Below are 18,524 nucleotides of genomic sequence, written 5' to 3'. Positions count from 1 at the left end.
TGTTCATCGATCTGACCGCTTATCATCGAACTAGATTATATCCGCCAGGCACATATTGATAAAACTATCAACAGCTTGCTCACCGACTTGCCCACATGTTTATCCACAAGCTGGATTCGACGGCTTTTAAATTGAAATAGCTGTGTTTCACGTGGAACATGCCATCTTCGATTTATATCTCGCTGTTTCACGTGGAACATTCTCTTGCCCAAGACCCTCCTCTAAATCTCTTATGTTCCACGTGGAACAGTGAAGTGCCGTGGCAGTATAATGATAGGTATATATTTACCTCGCCAGAGCGAAAAAATGGATTATCCGGATACATTCGACGTCATCGTGGTGGGCGGCGGCCATGCTGGAACAGAGGCTGCGCTGGCTTCTGCACGCACAGGCGCCTCCACCCTGCTGCTTACCCATAACATGGAAACCCTTGGGCAGATGTCATGCAATCCGTCGATAGGCGGTATCGGCAAAGGACATCTGGTAAAGGAAGTGGACGCTTTGGGCGGAGCCATGGCATTGGCGACAGACCAGGCCGGGATTCAATTTCGCATCTTGAACCGGTCCAAGGGGCCCGCTGTCCGGGCTACCCGCGCTCAAGCGGATCGTTCTCTGTATCGAAGAGCCATTCGTACTACGTTGCAGAACCAGGCTAACCTCACCATATTCCAGCAAGCGGTGGACGACCTTATTCTCGACGGTGATCGAGTGGCCGGTGCGGTTACTCAGATTGGCTTGAGATTCAAGGCCCGTTCAGTAGTGTTGACCGCGGGCACGTTTCTGAATGGCTTGATTCACGTGGGACTGGATCATTACTCCGGGGGTCGCGCGGGGGATCCCCCTTCTATCTCCCTGGGCCAGCGCCTGAAAGAACTGAAACTGCCTCAAGGCCGCTTGAAGACGGGAACCCCTCCACGCATAGACGCCCGAAGTATCGATTTCAGCAAAACCGAAGTGCAGCCCGGTGACAGCAATCCGGTGCCTGTGTTTTCCTATCTGGGCAGCACGGCTATGCATCCGGAACAGCTTCCTTGCTGGATAACCCATACCAATGAGCGCACTCACGAAATAATCCGGTCCGGCCTGGATCGCTCGCCCATGTATAGCGATCAAGGAAAAATAGAAGGTGTTGGCCCTAGATATTGTCCCTCCATCGAAGACAAGATTCATCGCTTTGCGGATAAGCCCAGCCATCAGATATTTCTTGAGCCTGAAGGCCTCAGTACGAACGAGATTTATCCTAACGGTATATCGACCAGTTTGCCCTTCGATATTCAGTTGGCCCTGGTTCGTACGCTGCCCGGCCTGGAAAATGCGGTGATCATGCGTCCAGGCTATGCCATCGAATATGACTACTTTGATCCACGTGAACTCCACGCCACACTGGAAACCCGGGCGATCAAGGGCTTGTATTTTGCGGGGCAGATCAACGGCACCACAGGCTACGAAGAAGCGGCTGCCCAGGGTTTGCTGGCCGGAGTGAATGCGGCCCGGCAAGCGCAAGGCCTAGAGGGTTGGTACCCCAAGCGAAACGAGGCGTATCTTGGCGTGCTGGTGGACGATCTGATAACCCGAGGGGTAACCGAGCCCTACCGCATGTTCACTTCGCGCGCGGAATACCGTCTCAGTTTGCGTGAAGACAATGCCGATATGCGTTTGACAGAACAAGGCCGTCGCCTTGGATTGGTGGACGATGTTCGGTGGGACGCATTCAGTCGTAAGCGGGATGAGGTCGCAGCTGAAATAGAGCGCCTGAAATCCACGTGGATCAATCCCAAGACCTTAGCCCTGCATGCGGCGGAAGCCTTATTGGGCAAGCAGGTGGAACGCGAGTATTCGCTTTACGATCTTCTGAAGCGGCCGCAGGTCAGCTACGGTGCCTTGATGGAGCTCGCCCAAAGCGACGGCTGCCTGCTGGCGGGCCCCGGCATACAAGAACCAGTCAGCGCAGAGCAGGTCGAAATCCAGGTCAAGTATGAAGGCTATGTAAGCAAGCAGCAGGAAGAGGTCGAAAAACAGGCTGCCCAGGAAGGGCAGCCCATTCCGCAAGACATCGACTACGATGCGATAAGCAGCATGTCCATAGAAGTACGGCAACGGCTCAAGGCAGCCAGGCCCGAGACCGTTGGGCAGGCCAGCAGGATATCGGGCATTACCCCGGCGGCCATCTCCTTGCTGCTCATACATATAAAACGTATGAATTATCAGAAAAAAGCGGCGTAATGGCAGCACGCGAAAATTACGGACAACGCTTGGAGGCGGCTGCCGGAATGCTGGGCCTGGATATGGCTTCTGGGCAAAGGGATTCCTTGCTGGCGTATCTTGATCAGTTGCAACGCTGGAATCGAACCTACAACCTGACGGCGTTGCGGGATCCTGAACAGATGTTGATCCAGCATGTCTTTGACAGCCTGGCGGTGTTGCCTCACGTGATCAATATACTGTATAAAAACACAGTAGAAAATGCCCTTATCGTCGATGTGGGCTCGGGCGCTGGCCTGCCGGGCGTGATTATGGCTATCATGCAGCCGGGCTGGTCGGTGCATTGCATCGATGCCGTCGAGAAGAAAATGGCCTTTGTACGCCAGATGTCCGGGGCTTTGCACCTGCCCAACCTGCAGGCTGTGCACCAGCGGGTCGAAACCATTGCTCCCTATCAGGCCGATGTTGTTGTTTCGCGTGCCTTTGCTTCGCTCTCCGACTTTGCCAGCCTGGCTGGCCGGCACGTAGCGCCGAAGGGCCATCTACTAGCCATGAAGGGCCGCCAGCCCTCGGAAGAAATCGACGCCTTGCGGCGCCAGACCGATTGGCGCGTCAGCCATATACAGTCTTTGGCAGTACCGGAATTGAATGCCCAGCGTTGCCTGGTCTGGATGACTCATCAAGGAGCCTTATGAATCCAATTACGTCCCCCGCCAATGTATTCTGCATTGCAAATCAGAAGGGCGGCGTGGGTAAGACCACTACGGCGATCAATCTGGCGGCGGCCCTTGCGGCGCTGGGCAAGCGGGTTCTTCTTATCGACCTGGATCCGCAAGGCAATGCCACGATGGGCAGCGGCATCGACAAGAACAAAGTGGAACAGAACCTGTACCAGGTATTGATAGGCGATGCCACGATCGCGCAGACGCGCGTCAAGTCCGAAGCGGGGGGCTACGACGTGCTGCCGGCCAACCGTGAACTCTCGGGGGCGGAAATCGACCTTATCCAGATGGAAGGCCGCGAGCGGCAACTCAAGCAAGCCATCGGGCAGGTCATGGATGACTACGACTTCGTGCTGATCGACTGCCCGCCCACCTTGTCGCTTCTGACCTTGAATGGACTGGCCTCGGCGCATGGGGTGATCATCCCCATGCAGTGCGAGTACTTCGCGCTGGAGGGCTTGTCCGACCTGGTCAACACCATCAAGCGCGTGCATCGCAACATCAATCCCGAGCTGCAGCTGATCGGACTGCTGCGTGTGATGTTCGATACGCGCGTGACCTTGCAGCAGCAGGTGTCCGCGCAGATAGAAACGCATTTCGGCGACCGGGTGTTCAAGGCGGTGGTGCCGCGCAATGTGCGCCTGGCCGAGGCGCCCAGCCATGGCCTGCCCGGCATCGTCTATGACAAAAGCTCGCGCGGGGCGAAGGCCTACATCGAGTTCGGCAACGAGCTCATCAACCGCGTGAAGAAGGAAGCCCTGCGCCAGCAGGCCCGGCCGCGTTAGCCGAACGAATTACAGAAGGAATACATACTATGGCAACAAGGAAACCGAAGGGCCTGGGGCGAGGGCTTGATGCATTGCTTGGAGAAGACGCGCCCGCCGTCGAGAACCTGGGTCGGGCCGGCGCCGAAGGCGGCTTGCCGTCCACCCTGAGCGTCCAGGTGCTGCGCGCCGGCAAGTACCAGCCGCGTACCCGCATGGACGAGGGCGCGCTCAATGAGCTTGCCGACTCCATTCGCGCGCAGGGGATCATGCAGCCCATCCTGGTCCGTCCGCTGGATGGAAAGGACGCCGGCAAGTACGAGATCATCGCGGGCGAACGGCGCTTTCGGGCCGCCAAGCTGGCCGGCCTGAAAGAGGTGCCGGTCTTGGTGCGCGAGGTGGCCGACGAGAACGCCGCCGTCATGGCGCTGATCGAGAACATCCAGCGTGAAGACCTCAATCCGCTGGAAGAGGCGCATGGTGTTCGCCGGCTGCTGGATGAATTCGGACTGACGCATGAGCAGGCGGCGCAGGCCATAGGGCGTTCGCGTTCGGCTACCAGCAACCTGCTGCGCCTGTTGAACCTGACGGGTCCGGTCCAGACCATGTTGCTGGCAGGCGACATCGACATGGGCCATGCCCGCGCCCTGCTGGCCACCGATGCGGCCACCCAGATACTGCTGGCCAACGAGGTCATCGCCAAGCGCCTGTCTGTGCGTGAAACCGAAAAGCTGATCGGCCGCACCCTGCGCGAGGCCGACGATGCGCAACCCAGGTCCGCGGCCAAGCCGGTTGCCCAGTCCGGCGACGTGAAGCGCCTTGAAGAGGCCTTGTCGGATCACCTGGGCACCAAGGTAAGCCTGAAGGTGGGGGCCAAGAACCGCGGCCAGTTGCAGATCGACTTCCACGGCTGGGAGCATCTGAATTCACTGCTCGAGCGCCAGGGGCTCTCCGGCCTGATCGACGCCTGATACCGGTACAGCCGTGACTTGCCTTGGCGGGACGCCGGGTTGCGGAAACGTCGTCCACCCACACAGGCACGGCACCTTGTTTTCCAGTTTGACAAGTGCATAGAAACCCTGCATAATTCGGAGTTCGCTTTTGGTGGGATGCCCGAGTGGTTAAAGGGGGCAGACTGTAAATCTGTTGACCTTGCGTCTACGTTGGTTCGAATCCAACTCCCACCACCAGCCAGCGATTATCCAGGCGGCAGAGTCAGTCATCTGAAGCCGGCGGTGCAGGGTGAAATGAATCTTTCGCGGGTGTAGCTCAATGGTAGAGCAACAGCCTTCCAAGCTGATGATGAGGGTTCGATTCCCTTCACCCGCTCCAGCAACGATTTTATGAATTTCGCTTGTAATACAGCGGAAAGCAACAAGATAGTCGCCCATGTGGCTCAGTGGTAGAGCACTCCCTTGGTAAGGGAGAGGTCACGCGTTCGATCCGCGTCATGGGCACCAACATTTTTATTTATAGCTCAATTCCACAGTCAGGAGTCAGCCATGGCAAAAGGTAAGTTTGAACGGACCAAACCGCACGTAAACGTAGGTACGATCGGGCACGTTGACCACGGCAAGACGACGCTTACGGCGGCAATCACGACGGTGCTGGCCAAGGCGTTCGGCTCGGGCGAGGCCAAGGGCTACGATCAGATCGACGCGGCGCCCGAAGAAAAGGCGCGCGGCATCACGATCAACACCTCGCACGTGGAATACGAAACGGCGGCGCGCCACTACGCGCACGTTGACTGCCCGGGCCACGCTGACTATGTCAAGAACATGATCACGGGCGCGGCGCAGATGGACGGGGCGATCCTGGTGGTGTCGGCCGCGGACGGCCCGATGCCGCAAACGCGCGAGCACATCCTGCTCTCGCGCCAGGTGGGCGTGCCTTACATCATCGTGTTCCTGAACAAGGCCGACATGGTCGACGATGAAGAGCTGCTCGAACTGGTCGAGATGGAAGTGCGCGAGCTGCTGTCCAAGTACGATTTCCCGGGTGACGACACCCCGATCGTCAAGGGCTCGGCCAAGCTGGCTCTGGAAGGCGACGAAGGTCCGCTGGGCAAGGAAGCGATCCTGAAGCTGGCCGAAGCGCTGGACAGCTACATCCCCACGCCCGAGCGCGCGGTGGACGGCACGTTCCTGATGCCTGTGGAAGACGTGTTCTCGATCTCGGGTCGCGGCACGGTGGTGACCGGGCGTATCGAGCGCGGCATCGTCAAGGTCGGCGAGGAAATCGAGATCGTCGGTATCAAGGACACGGTCAAGACCACCTGCACGGGCGTGGAAATGTTCCGCAAGCTGCTGGACCAGGGCGAGGCCGGTGACAACGTCGGTATCTTGCTGCGCGGCACCAAGCGTGAAGATGTCGAGCGCGGCCAGGTGCTGGCCAAGCCCGGCTCGATCAAGCCGCACACGGACTTCTCGGCCGAGGTGTACATCCTGTCCAAGGACGAGGGTGGCCGTCACACGCCGTTCTTCCAGGGCTATCGTCCCCAGTTCTACTTCCGCACGACGGACGTGACGGGCACGATCGAGCTGCCGGCGGACAAGGAAATGGTGCTGCCGGGCGATAACGTGTCGATGAAGGTCAGCCTGATCGCGCCGATCGCCATGGAAGAAGGCCTGCGCTTCGCCATTCGCGAAGGCGGCCGTACGGTGGGCGCCGGCGTCGTCGCCTCCATCACCAAGTAAGTTCAAGGTAGTAGGCGGAAGGGGCGCGTGGCGCTCTTCCGCTTTTGTTGTACAAGGCGAGGCAGCCGTAGCCGGCGCTTCGCGCTCAGGGTCTAGGGGTATAGCTCAATTGGCAGAGCGTCGGTCTCCAAAACCGAAGGTTGTAGGTTCGATTCCTACTGCCCCTGCCACACAGTCAGTCTCATCGCAGCCGCACACGTGGCGTCACATGCCGGAATATGTCGAATAGCAACGTAGAAACCGTTAGCAGTAGCACAGATCGCATCAAGCTGGGTCTGGCGGTGCTTGTTATCGTGGCCGGCATCGTCGGCTACTCGATGCTCGAAGCCCAGCCCACCATCGTTCGCGTCGGCGTGTTCCTGGGCAGCCTGGTGCTTGCCGCCCTCATCGCATGGTTCAGCGAGCCCGGCCGCCGCACCCTGAGCTTCGGTCGCGACTCCTATAACGAAGTCAAGCGTGTGGTCTGGCCGACGCGTAAAGAATCCACGCAAATGACGGGCATCGTTTTCGTGTTCGTCGCGGCAATGGGACTCTTGCTGTGGGTCGTCGACAAAGGTCTGGAGTGGGTCATCTATGGCCTGCTGCTGGGCTGGAAATAAAGGACACACATGAGCAAGCGTTGGTATGTTGTCCACGTTTATTCCGGAATGGAAAAAAGCGTGCATAAGGCGCTCGTAGAGCGTATCGAACGCGAAGGCCTGGAATCCTCCTTTGGGCGCATTCTGGTTCCTTCGGAAGAAGTCATCGAGGTAAAGGGCGGCAAGAAGTCCATTACCGAAAGGCGCATCTTCCCGGGTTACGTATTGGTCGAGATGGATCTCACCGACGAAACCTGGCACCTGGTCAAGAACACGAACCGGGTAACCGGCTTCCTGGGCGGTTCCGGCAATCGTCCCGCCCCGATCTCCGATCGCGAAGTGGAAAAAATCCTTTCGCAGATGGAAGAAGGCGTCGAGAAGCCCAAGCCCAAGATCCTCTTCGAAGTGGGCGAGATGGTCCGCGTCAAGGAAGGTCCTTTTGCCGACTTCAACGGCAATGTCGAAGATGTGAATTACGAGAAAAGCAAGGTGCGGGTGTCGGTCACGATTTTTGGCCGCGCCACACCAGTGGAACTCGATTTTGGTCAGGTCGAAAAGACCTGAGTTTTCAACCCCGGGGAGCCGGCCCAGCCTAGCGCTGGACGGTGTTTGAACCCGCAAGGAGCAAAGCATGGCGAAGAAAATCGTCGGCTTTATCAAGCTGCAAGTACCAGCTGGTAAGGCTAATCCCTCACCCCCCATTGGTCCGGCGCTGGGTCAGCGCGGTCTGAACATCATGGAATTCTGCAAGGCGTTCAACGCCAAGACGCAGGGCCTGGAGCCCGGTCTGCCGATTCCCGTGGTCATCACCGCCTACGCAGACAAGAGCTTCACCTTCATCATGAAGACGCCGCCTGCCACCGTCCTGATCAAAAAGGCCAGCGGTGTGCAGAAGGGCTCGGCTCGCCCGAACCTGGACAAGGTCGGTACACTGACCCGCGCCCAGGCCGAGGAAATCGCCAAGACCAAGTCGCCCGACCTGACGGCGGCCGACCTGGACGCAGCCGTTCGCACGGTTGCCGGCAGCGCCCGCAGCATGGGCATCACGGTTGAAGGGGTATAAGCATGGCCAAGTTGAGCAAGCGCGCGGCCGCCATTGCCGCCAAGATCGATCGCAACAAGTTCTACCCGGTTTCCGAAGCCTTGGCCCTGGTCAAGGAAACGGCCACCGCCAAGTTCGATGAGTCCATCGACGTGGCCGTGCAACTGGGCATCGATCCCAAGAAATCCGACCAGCTGGTTCGCGGCTCGGTCGTGCTGCCCGCCGGAACCGGCAAATCGGTGCGCGTCGCCGTTTTCGCCCAGGGCGAAAAAGCCGAAGCCGCCAAGGCAGCGGGCGCCGACATCGTCGGCATGGAAGATCTGGCCGACACCATCAAGGGCGGCCAAATCGATTTCGACATCCTGATCGCTTCGCCCGACACGATGCGCATCGTGGGCGCGCTGGGCCAGGTGCTCGGTCCCCGCGGCCTGATGCCCAACCCCAAGGTCGGCACCGTGACGCCTGACGTCGCCACCGCCGTCAAGAACGCCAAGGCCGGTCAGGTCCAGTACCGCACCGACAAGGCCGGCATCATCCACGCCACCATCGGCCGCGCCTCGTTCGGCGTCGAGCAGCTGCAAACCAACCTGGCCGCCCTGGTCGACGCGCTGAACAAAGCCCGTCCCACCGCTGCCAAGGGTGTGTACCTGCGCAAGCTGGCCGTTTCGTCCACGATGGGCGGCGGTGCGCGTGTAGAAATAGCTTCCCTGACGGCTTAACAAAGCCTTCGGGAAAAGAACTTTGGGCTGTGCCTGGAATCTCAGGCATTGCTGTCAAAGACCGCTGGAGCCCTGCCGCGATTCGCAGTCGTGGAAACGTTGCAGAGCTTAATTCCAGGCTTTTCGTAGCCTGGTTCCAGCGCAGACGGCGTCCCATGGAAGAATTCTTGTTTCACTGAAGAACTCGACCAGGTGCGCCGCATTCGGTTGACGCGGGAGACCCTCTCTTGCGTCTTTTGATGGAGTGTTCAAACCGTGAGTCTCAATCGTAAAGAGAAAGCGGTAGTCATCGAGGAAGTCTCGGCGGAAGTCGCCCAGGCCCAATCGATCATTATCGCCGAGTACCGTGGTCTGGACGTCGCCTCTGTTACCGTATTGCGCAAAACTGCGCGTGAGTCGGGCGTGTATCTGCGTGTTCTCAAGAACACGCTTGTTCGCCGTGCTGTGGCAGGAACTCCCTACGAGGAGCTCTCCGCCCAGCTGACCGGTCCGCTGATCTATGGCATCAGCGCCGATCCGGTTTCGGCGGCAAAAGTACTTGCCGGTTTCGCAAAGACCAACGATAAGCTGGTGATCAAAGGCGGGGCATTGCCCAACAGCCTCTTGACCCAGGATGGCGTGAAGGCCTTGGCCACCATGCCTTCCCGCGACGAGTTGCTTTCGAAACTTATGGGTACGATGCAAGCACCTGTCACGCAATTTGTGCGTACGCTCAACGAAGTTCCGACCAAGTTCGCACGTGGCCTCGCGGCCGTGCGCGATCAGAAGGCCGCCGCGTAAGCAGCCCTTCCGGATTTCGTCGAACCGAGCGACACCCAACCCTGGCATTTATCAATATTTGGAGTTCTTAAAATGGCATTAAGCAAAGCTGAAATCCTTGACGCTATCGCTGGCATGACCGTGCTCGAATTGTCCGAGCTGATCAAGGAAATGGAAGAAAAATTTGGCGTGTCGGCTGCTGCCGCTGCTGTGGCTGTGGCTGCTCCCGCTGCCGGTGGCGCTGCCGCCGCTGCTGAAGAGCAAACCGAGTTCACCGTTGTTCTGGCTGAAGTCGGCGCCAACAAGGTCAGCGTCATCAAAGCCGTGCGTGAAATCACCGGCCTGGGCTTGAAAGAAGCCAAGGATCTGGTTGACGGCGCACCGAAGCCTGTCAAGGAAGGCCTGGCCAAAGCCGACGCCGAAGCTGCACAGAAGAAGCTTGAAGAAGCTGGCGCAAAAGTCGAACTCAAGTAAGACTTTTCACGCGTGCCCGGGACGGTTTAGGCCCTCCCGGGCTTTTGCGTTTCCAGAAAACCCGCGATTCGGTACCTGTTGTTTTTCCGAGTCGGGTTTTCTGGAGTCGTAAACCAGGGCCGTGGTTGACGGCCCATGTAACCCTCGAGTCGGAGTGCTCATGCCTTATTCGTACACCGAAAAAAAGCGCATACGCAAGAGCTTCGCCAAGCGTGAAGACGTTCAGGACGTCCCTTACCTTTTGGCGACTCAACTGCAATCATTTAAAACATTTCTGCAGGCGGATACTACACCTTCCAAACGCAAAGATGAAGGCCTGCAAGCGGCTTTCAGCTCAATATTTCCCATCGTAAGCCATAACCAGATGGCCCGCCTGGAGTTCGTCAGCTACGTGCTGGGCGAGCCCGTATTCGACGTCAAGGAATGCCAGCTGCGCGGCCTGACCTATGCTTCTCCGCTGCGTGCCAAGGTGCGCCTGGTCCTGATGGACCGCGAAGTCAGCAAACCGACAGTCAAGGAAGTGAAAGAGCAGGAAGTATACATGGGCGAAATACCGCTCATGACCAATACCGGTTCTTTTGTCATCAACGGCACCGAGCGCGTCATTGTGTCGCAGCTGCACCGTTCGCCCGGCGTCTTCTTCGAGCATGACCGCGGTAAAACGCACAGCTCGGGCAAACTGCTGTTCTCGGCCCGCGTGATTCCCTACCGCGGTTCGTGGCTGGATTTCGAGTTCGACCCCAAGGACATCCTGTTCTTCCGCGTCGACCGCCGCCGCAAGATGCCCGTGACCATCCTGCTGAAAGCCATCGGCATGACGCCCGAGGCGATTCTGGCCTACTTCTCCGATTTCGACAACTTCGAGATCCACAACGAAGGCGGCATGCTTGAATTCGTCCCCGAGCGCTGGAAGGGTGAAGTGGCCCATTTCGACATCACCGACCGCTCCGGCAAGGTCATCGTCGAAAAAGACAAGCGGATCAACGCCAAGCATCTGCGCGACCTGGCGGCCGCCAAGGTCGAGCTCCTGTCGGTTCCCGAAGACTTCCTGCTGGGCCGTGTGCTGGCCACCGGCGTGGTCAACCCGGAAACCGGCGAGGTCATCGCCAACGCCAACGACGAGATCACCGAGACCACGCTGTCCGACCTGCGCGCCGCCAATATCCGCAACATCCAGACCCTGTACATCAACGATCTGGACCGTGGCGGCTATATTTCGCACACGCTGCGCACCGACGAGACCGCCGACCAGATGGCCGCGCGCGTCGCCATCTATCGCATGATGCGCCCCGGCGAGCCTCCCACCGAGGATGCCGTCGAAGCCTTGTTCCAGCGCCTGTTCTACAGCGAGGAAGCCTACGATCTGTCGCGCGTGGGCCGCATGAAGGTCAACAGCCGTCTGGGCCGTGGCGAGGACATCACCGGTCCGATGACGCTGACCAACGAAGACATCCTGGAAACGATCAAGGTGCTGGTCGAGCTGCGCAACGGGCGCGGCCAGATCGACGACATCGATCACCTGGGCAACCGCCGTGTGCGCTGTGTCGGCGAACTGGCCGAGAACCAATTCCGTGCCGGCCTGGTACGTGTCGAGCGCGCGGTCAAGGAACGTCTGGGCCAGGCCGAGACCGAAAACCTCATGCCGCACGACCTGATCAACTCCAAGCCGATTTCGGCCGCCATCAAGGAGTTCTTCGGTTCCAGCCAGCTGTCGCAGTTCATGGACCAGACCAACCCGCTGTCGGAAATCACGCACAAGCGCCGCGTTTCCGCCCTGGGCCCAGGCGGCCTGACGCGCGAACGCGCGGGCTTCGAAGTGCGCGACGTGCATCCCACGCACTACGGCCGGGTATGCCCCATCGAGACGCCTGAAGGCCCGAACATCGGCCTGATCAACTCGATGGCGCTGTATGCGCGCCTGAACGAGTACGGCTTCCTGGAAACGCCTTATCGCAAGATCATCGACGGCAAGGTCAGCGAACAGATCGACTATCTTTCCGCCATCGAGGAAAGCAACTACGTCATCGCCCAGGCCAACGCCGAGCTCGACGACGCGGGCCGTTTCGTGGACGACCTGGTGGCTTGCCGCCAGGCCGGCGAAACCATGCTTACCGCACCGTCCAATGTGCACTACATGGACGTGGCGCCTTCGCAGATCGTCTCCGTGGCCGCCTCGCTCATTCCCTTCCTCGAGCACGACGACGCGAACCGGGCCCTGATGGGCGCCAACATGCAGCGCCAGGCCGTGCCTTGCCTGCGTCCCGAGAAGCCTCTGGTCGGCACCGGCATCGAGCGCACCGTCGCGGTCGACTCCGGCACCACCGTCCAGGCCATACGCGGCGGCATCGTCGATCACGTCGATGCCGAGCGCGTGGTCATTCGCGTGAACGACGACGAGAACGTCGCCGGCGAAGTGGGCGTGGACATCTACAACCTCATCAAGTACACCCGTTCCAACCAGAACACCAACATCAACCAGCGTCCCATCGTCAAGCGCGGCGATCAGGTCGCCCGCGGCGATGTCCTGGCCGACGGCGCATCCACCGACCTGGGCGAGCTCGCCCTGGGTCAGAACATGCTCATCGCGTTCATGCCCTGGAACGGCTACAACTTCGAAGACTCCATCCTGATCTCGGAAAAAATCGTGGCCGACGACCGCTATACGTCGGTCCACATCGAAGAGCTCACGGTCGTTGCCCGGGACACCAAGCTGGGTGCGGAAGAAATCACGCGCGACATCAGCAATCTGGCTGAAACGCAGTTGAATCGCCTGGATGACTCCGGCATCGTCTACATCGGCGCCGAAGTGCGCGCCGACGACGTGCTGGTCGGCAAGGTGACGCCCAAGGGCGAAACCCAGCTGACTCCCGAAGAGAAGCTGCTGCGCGCGATCTTCGGCGAGAAGGCCTCCGACGTCAAGGACACCTCGCTGCGCGTGCCCTCGGGCATGGTCGGCACGGTCATCGATGTACAGGTGTTCACCCGCGAAGGCATCGAGCGCGACAAGCGCGCGCAGTCCATCATCGACGACGAGCTGCGCCGCTACCGCCAAGACCTGAACGACCAGCTGCGCATCGTCGAAGACGATACCTTCGATCGTATCGGCAAGTTCCTGGTCGGCAAGACCGTCAATGGCGGCCCGCGCAAGCTGGCCAAGGGCTCGGTCCTGGCGAAGGACTACCTGGCCGACCTGGACCGCTGGCAGTGGTTCGACATCCGCCTGTCCGACGAGGCGCATGCCCTGGTGCTGGAACAGGCCAAGGAATCCCTCGAACAGAAGCGCCATCAGTTCGACCTGGCCTTCGAAGAGAAGCGCAAGAAGCTGACGCAGGGCGATGAGCTGCCTCCGGGCGTGCTCAAGATGATCAAGGTCTACCTGGCCGTCAAGCGCCGCTTGCAGCCGGGCGACAAGATGGCCGGCCGTCACGGCAACAAGGGCGTCGTATCGCGCATCACGCCGGTCGAAGACATGCCCCACATGGCCGACGGCACGCCGGCCGACATCGTGTTGAACCCCCTGGGCGTTCCTTCGCGGATGAACGTCGGGCAAGTGCTCGAAGTCCACCTGGGCTGGGCCGCCAAGGGCGTGGGCCACCGCATCGCCGAAATGCTCGACGACGAGAAGGCGGTCCAGGTCAAGAACCTGCGCAGCTATCTGGAAAAGGTCTACAACAGCACCGGCGCTGGCGCGCGGATCAGTTCCCTGACCGACGACGAAGTCGTCGAGATGGCCCGCAACCTGAAAAACGGCGTGCCTTTGGCGACACCGGTTTTCGACGGCGCGACCGAAGAGGAAATCACCAAGATGCTCGAACTGGCCTATCCGGACGACATCGCGGAGAACCTCAAGCTGACCCCGACCCGTACGCAGGCCTGGCTGTTCGATGGCCGCACCGGTGAGCAATTCGAGCGCCCGGTCACCATCGGCTACATGCACTACCTGAAGCTGCATCACCTGGTGGACGACAAGATGCATGCCCGGTCAACCGGACCCTATTCGCTGGTCACGCAGCAGCCCCTGGGCGGCAAGGCCCAGTTCGGCGGCCAGCGTTTCGGCGAGATGGAAGTCTGGGCCCTGGAAGCCTACGGCGCATCCTACACGCTGCAAGAGATGCTCACCGTCAAGTCGGACGACATCTCGGGCCGCACCAAGGTGTACGAGAACATCGTCAAGGGCGACCACGTCATCGACGCCGGCATGCCGGAGTCGTTCAATGTTCTGGTCAAAGAAATTAGATCCCTGTCCCTGGACATGGATTTGGAGCGTAAATAATGAAAGCGCTACTCGATCTATTCAAGCAAGTCTCGCAAGACGAGCAATTCGATGCCATCAAGATCGGCATCGCGTCGCCTGAAAAAGTGCGGTCGTGGTCTTACGGCGAAGTACGCAAGCCGGAAACCATCAACTACCGCACCTTCAAGCCAGAGCGCGATGGCCTGTTCTGCGCCAAGATTTTTGGCCCGATCAAGGATTACGAATGCCTTTGCGGCAAATACAAGCGCCTGAAGCATCGCGGCGTCATTTGCGAAAAGTGCGGCGTCGAAGTCACCGTGGCCAAGGTGCGCCGCGAACGCATGGGCCATATCGAACTGGCCAGCCCCGTTGCGCACATCTGGTTCCTGAAGAGCCTGCCATCCCGCCTGGGCATGGTGCTGGACATGACCCTGCGCGACATCGAACGCGTGCTGTATTTTGAAGCATGGTGCGTGATCGAGCCGGGCATGACGCCGCTCAAGCGCGGCCAGATCATGTCCGACGACGATTTCCTCGCCAAGACGGAAGAATACGGCGACGACTTTCACGCCCTGATGGGCGCGGAAGCCGTGCGCGAGCTTCTGCGCACGATCGACATCGATCGCGACGTGGAGACCCTGCGCGCCGAACTCAAGGCCACCTCGTCCGACGCCAAAATCAAGAAGATCTCCAAGCGCCTGAAAGTGCTGGAAGGCTTCCAGAAATCGGGCATCAAGCCCGAGTGGATGGTCATGGAAGTGCTGCCCGTGCTGCCGCCGGACCTGCGTCCGCTGGTGCCGCTGGATGGCGGCCGTTTCGCCACGTCCGACCTGAACGATCTGTACCGTCGCGTCATCAACCGCAACAACCGCCTGAAGCGCCTGCTTGAACTGAAGGCGCCCGACATCATCCTGCGCAACGAAAAGCGCATGCTACAGGAATCGGTCGACTCCCTGTTGGACAACGGCCGCCGCGGCAAAGCCATGACGGGCGCCAACAAGCGCCAGCTCAAGTCCCTGGCCGACATGATCAAGGGCAAGAGCGGCCGCTTCCGCCAGAACCTGCTGGGCAAGCGCGTCGACTACTCTGGCCGTTCGGTCATTGTGGTGGGTCCGCAGCTCAAGCTGCACCAATGCGGTCTGCCCAAGCTGATGGCCCTGGAGCTGTTCAAGCCCTTCATTTTCAATCGCCTTGAAATGATGGGCCTGGCCACGACGATCAAAGCCGCCAAGAAACTGGTTGAAAGCCAGGAACCGGTGGTGTGGGATATTCTCGAAGAAGTCATTCGCGAGCACCCCGTCATGCTGAACCGGGCACCTACGCTGCACCGCCTGGGCATCCAGGCGTTCGAGCCGGTCCTTATCGAAGGCAAGGCCATCCAGCTGCATCCGCTGGTCTGCGCGGCATTCAACGCCGACTTCGACGGTGACCAGATGGCTGTCCACGTGCCGCTGTCGCTGGAAGCCCAGCTGGAAGCGCGTACCCTGATGCTTGCATCGAACAACGTCCTGTTCCCAGCCAACGGCGAGCCGTCCATCGTGCCGTCGCAGGATATCGTGCTGGGCCTGTACTACACGACGCGCGAGCGCATCAACGGCAAGGGCGAAGGCCTGTTCTTCACGGACGTGGCCGAAGTCCAGCGCGCCTACGACAACCACGAAGTCGAGCTGCAGAGCCGCGTCACGGTTCGTTTGAACGAATACGAGAAAGACGCCCAGGGCGAATGGCAGCCGGTGCTCAAGCGTTTCGAGACCACGGTCGGCCGCGCGCTGCTGTCTGAAATCCTGCCTCAGGGCCTGCCGTTCTCGGTGCTGAACCGCCCCCTGAAAAAGAAGGAAATCTCGCGTCTCATCAACCAGTCCTTCCGTCGCTGCGGTTTGCGCGCCACGGTGATCTTCGCCGACAAGCTCATGCAGTCGGGTTTCCGTCTGGCAACGCGCGGCGGCATCTCCATCGCCATGAGCGACATGCTGATCCCCTCGGTCAAGGAAGACATCCTTGCGCAGGCCAGCAAAGAGGTCAAGGAAATTGACAAGCAGTACTCGTCGGGTCTGGTGACCTCGCAAGAGCGCTACAACAACGTGGTCGACATCTGGGGCAAGGCCGGCGACAAGGTCGGCAAGGCCATGATGGAACAACTGGCCACCGAGCCGGTCGTCAACCGCCACGGCGAAGAAGACCGCCAGGAATCCTTCAACTCCATCTACATGATGGCCGACTCGGGCGCCCGGGGCTCCGCCGCCCAGATCCGCCAGCTGGCGGGCATGCGCGGCCTGATGGCCAAGCCTGACGGTTCCATTATCGAGACGCCGATTACCGCCAACTTCCGCGAAGGGCTGAACGTACTCCAGTACTTCATCTCGACTCACGGTGCGCGTAAGGGCCTGGCCGATACGGCTTTGAAGACCGCCAACTCGGGCTACCTGACCCGCCGTCTGGTCGACGTGACGCAGGACCTGGTCATCACCGAGTCCGATTGCGGCACCACGCGCGGCTATTCCATGAAGGCCCTGGTCGAGGGCGGTGAAGTCATCGAGCCCTTGCGCGATCGCATTCTGGGCCGCGTGGCCGCCGTGGACATCGTCAATCCCGACACGCAGGAAACCGCCGTCACGGCCGGCACCCTGCTGGATGAAGACCTGGTCGAATTCATCGACAGCATCGGCGTGGACGAAGTCAAGATCCGCACTCCGCTGACCTGCGAAACGCGTCACGGCCTGTGCGCGCATTGCTACGGCCGCGATCTGGGCCGGGGCTACCTGGTCAACCGCGGCGAAGCCGTGGGCGTCATTGCCGCCCAGTCCATTGGTGAGCCGGGCACGCAGCTTACGATGCGTACCTTCCACATCGGTGGCGCCGCTTCGCGCGCCGCCATGGCCAGTTCGGTCGAAACGAAATCGGCCGGCACCATCGGCTTTGCCATCGGCCTGCGCTATGTGACCAACGCCAAGGGCGAACGCGTGGCCATTTCACGTTCGGGCGAGATCGTCATTTTCGACGACAACCGCCGCGAACGCGAACGCCACAAGATTCCTTACGGCGCCACCATCGCCGTGGGCGACGGCGATGCCGTCAAGGCCGGCCAGCGCCTGGCCAACTGGGATCCGCTCACACGGCCCATCGTGTCTGAGTATGCCGGCCAGGTCCGCTTCGAGAACATCGAGGAAGGCGTCACGGTTGCCAAGCAGCTGGACGAAGTCACCGGCCTGTCCACCCTGGTCGTCATCACGCCCAAGACGCGTGGCGGCAAAACCATGATGCGTCCGCAGATCAAGCTGATCAACGAAGCGGGCGAAGAGGTCAAGATCGCGGGCACGGATCACTCGGTCAATATCTCCTTCCCGGTGGGCGCGCTGATTACCGTGCGCGACGGACAGCAGGTTTCCATCGGTGAGGTTCTGGCGCGTATTCCCCAGGAATCGCAAAAGACGCGCGATATTACCGGCGGTCTGCCGCGTGTGGCCGAACTGTTCGAAGCCCGTTCGCCCAAGGACGCCGGCATGCTGGCCGACGTCACCGGCACGGTCTCGTTCGGCAAGGACACCAAGGGCAAGCAGCGCCTGGTCATTACCGACCTGGACGGCGTCAGCCACGAGTTCCTGATCCCCAAGGAAAAGCAGGTTCTGGTGCACGACGGCCAAGTGGTGAACAAGGGTGAAATGATTGTGGACGGCCCCGCCGATCCGCATGACATCCTGCGCCTGCAAGGCATCGAGCGCCTGGCCAGCTATGTCGTCAACGAGGTCCAGGATGTGTACCGCTTGCAAGGCGTGAAGATCAACGACAAGCACATCGAAGTGATCGTCCGCCAGATGCTGCGTCGTGTGAACATCACCAATGCGGGCGATACCAGCTTCATCACGGGCGAGCAGGTCGAGCGTTCCGAGCTGCTGAACGAGAACGACCGCATGGAAGCCGAAGGCAAGATTCCGGCCACGTACGACAACGTACTGCTGGGTATTACCAAGGCATCCCTGTCGACCGACTCCTTCATCTCGGCCGCGTCCTTCCAGGAAACCACGCGTGTCCTGACCGAAGCCGCCATCATGGGCAAACGCGACGACCTGCGCGGCCTGAAGGAAAACGTCATTGTCGGCCGCCTGATACCTGCCGGTACGGGCATGTCCTACCACATGGCGCGCAAAGACAAAGAGGCCCACGAAGCGGCCGAACGTCAAGCCGCGCGCGCCATGGCCAACCCCTTCGAGGACGCCCCGGCCGAAACGGTGCAGGCTCACGAAGGCGTGGAATCGGACGAAGCCGGCGGAGCGTCTTCCGAAGAGTAATCGCGCTGTACCGCAGTACCAGAACGCCAGGCTCGCCGCCTGGCGTTT

General features: G+C 60.2%; 13 protein-coding genes and 4 tRNA genes. All 17 read left to right on the top strand.

Annotated features, from left to right (window positions below; genetic code table 11):
- The first annotated feature begins 306 nt into the window (after positions 1 to 306).
- The 17 genes from mnmG (at position 307) to rpoC (ending at position 18,476) form a co-directional block, all read left to right on the top strand.
- Positions 307 to 2,223 (top strand): tRNA uridine-5-carboxymethylaminomethyl(34) synthesis enzyme MnmG, encoded by a 1,917-nt coding sequence (gene mnmG / locus OEG81_RS17935; protein ID WP_264130611.1) that lies wholly within the window; start codon positions 307 to 309, stop codon positions 2,221 to 2,223.
- A complete protein-coding gene (gene rsmG, locus OEG81_RS17930) occupies positions 2,223 to 2,897 on the top strand; it encodes a 16S rRNA (guanine(527)-N(7))-methyltransferase RsmG (RefSeq protein ID WP_412034090.1) in 675 nt (224 codons plus the stop codon). The genes mnmG and rsmG overlap by 1 nt, the downstream gene beginning before the upstream one ends.
- Positions 2,894 to 3,709: a ParA family protein gene (locus OEG81_RS17925; protein ID WP_264130610.1), complete on the top strand. Its 816-nt coding sequence runs from the start codon at positions 2,894 to 2,896 to the stop codon at positions 3,707 to 3,709. The genes rsmG and OEG81_RS17925 overlap by 4 nt, the downstream gene beginning before the upstream one ends.
- Positions 3,710 to 3,738: 29 nt before the next feature.
- The gene (locus OEG81_RS17920; protein ID WP_264130609.1) at positions 3,739 to 4,659 is read left to right on the top strand and encodes a ParB/RepB/Spo0J family partition protein; all 921 of its coding nucleotides are present in this window, start codon (positions 3,739 to 3,741) and stop codon (positions 4,657 to 4,659) included.
- A 132-nt stretch (positions 4,660 to 4,791) separates the two neighbouring features.
- Positions 4,792 to 4,878: transfer RNA gene (locus OEG81_RS17915), tRNA-Tyr, on the top strand.
- A gap of 68 nt (positions 4,879 to 4,946) precedes the next feature.
- Positions 4,947 to 5,020: transfer RNA gene (locus OEG81_RS17910), tRNA-Gly, on the top strand.
- Between the two features lie 53 nt (positions 5,021 to 5,073).
- A tRNA-Thr gene (locus OEG81_RS17905) sits at positions 5,074 to 5,148 on the top strand.
- Between the two features lie 42 nt (positions 5,149 to 5,190).
- Positions 5,191 to 6,384, top strand: coding sequence for an elongation factor Tu (gene tuf / locus OEG81_RS17900; RefSeq protein ID WP_264130597.1), 1,194 nt, complete (start codon positions 5,191 to 5,193; stop codon positions 6,382 to 6,384).
- Positions 6,385 to 6,478: 94 nt separating this feature from the next.
- Positions 6,479 to 6,554 (top strand) — tRNA-Trp (locus tag OEG81_RS17895).
- 48 nt (positions 6,555 to 6,602) lie between these two features.
- Positions 6,603 to 6,983 (top strand): preprotein translocase subunit SecE, encoded by a 381-nt coding sequence (secE, locus tag OEG81_RS17890; RefSeq protein ID WP_264130608.1) that lies wholly within the window; start codon positions 6,603 to 6,605, stop codon positions 6,981 to 6,983.
- A gap of 9 nt (positions 6,984 to 6,992) precedes the next feature.
- Positions 6,993 to 7,526, top strand: coding sequence for a transcription termination/antitermination protein NusG (nusG, locus tag OEG81_RS17885; RefSeq protein ID WP_264130607.1), 534 nt, complete (start codon positions 6,993 to 6,995; stop codon positions 7,524 to 7,526).
- 67 nt (positions 7,527 to 7,593) lie between these two features.
- Positions 7,594 to 8,025, top strand: coding sequence for a 50S ribosomal protein L11 (gene rplK / locus OEG81_RS17880; RefSeq protein ID WP_264130606.1), 432 nt, complete (start codon positions 7,594 to 7,596; stop codon positions 8,023 to 8,025).
- A gap of 2 nt (positions 8,026 to 8,027) precedes the next feature.
- On the top strand, positions 8,028 to 8,723 hold the full coding sequence (gene rplA, locus OEG81_RS17875; protein ID WP_264130605.1) for a 50S ribosomal protein L1: 696 nt from the start codon (positions 8,028 to 8,030) through the stop codon (positions 8,721 to 8,723).
- A 255-nt stretch (positions 8,724 to 8,978) separates the two neighbouring features.
- On the top strand, positions 8,979 to 9,503 hold the full coding sequence (rplJ, locus tag OEG81_RS17870; protein WP_264130604.1) for a 50S ribosomal protein L10: 525 nt from the start codon (positions 8,979 to 8,981) through the stop codon (positions 9,501 to 9,503).
- A 72-nt stretch (positions 9,504 to 9,575) separates the two neighbouring features.
- Positions 9,576 to 9,956: a 50S ribosomal protein L7/L12 gene (gene rplL, locus OEG81_RS17865; RefSeq protein WP_180071621.1), complete on the top strand. Its 381-nt coding sequence runs from the start codon at positions 9,576 to 9,578 to the stop codon at positions 9,954 to 9,956.
- A 160-nt stretch (positions 9,957 to 10,116) separates the two neighbouring features.
- Positions 10,117 to 14,229, top strand: coding sequence for a DNA-directed RNA polymerase subunit beta (gene rpoB / locus OEG81_RS17860; protein ID WP_264130603.1), 4,113 nt, complete (start codon positions 10,117 to 10,119; stop codon positions 14,227 to 14,229).
- On the top strand, positions 14,229 to 18,476 hold the full coding sequence (gene rpoC / locus OEG81_RS17855) for a DNA-directed RNA polymerase subunit beta' (protein WP_264130602.1): 4,248 nt from the start codon (positions 14,229 to 14,231) through the stop codon (positions 18,474 to 18,476). The genes rpoB and rpoC overlap by 1 nt, the downstream gene beginning before the upstream one ends.
- Positions 18,477 to 18,524: the final 48 nt, after the last annotated feature.

Origin of the sequence: Pollutimonas sp. M17 (assembly GCF_025836975.1) — a bacterium.
Lineage (GTDB): Bacteria > Pseudomonadota > Gammaproteobacteria > Burkholderiales > Burkholderiaceae_B.
The sequence above is the reverse complement of the archived record's forward strand: the minus strand, read 5'-3'. Positions and strand labels throughout refer to the sequence as shown.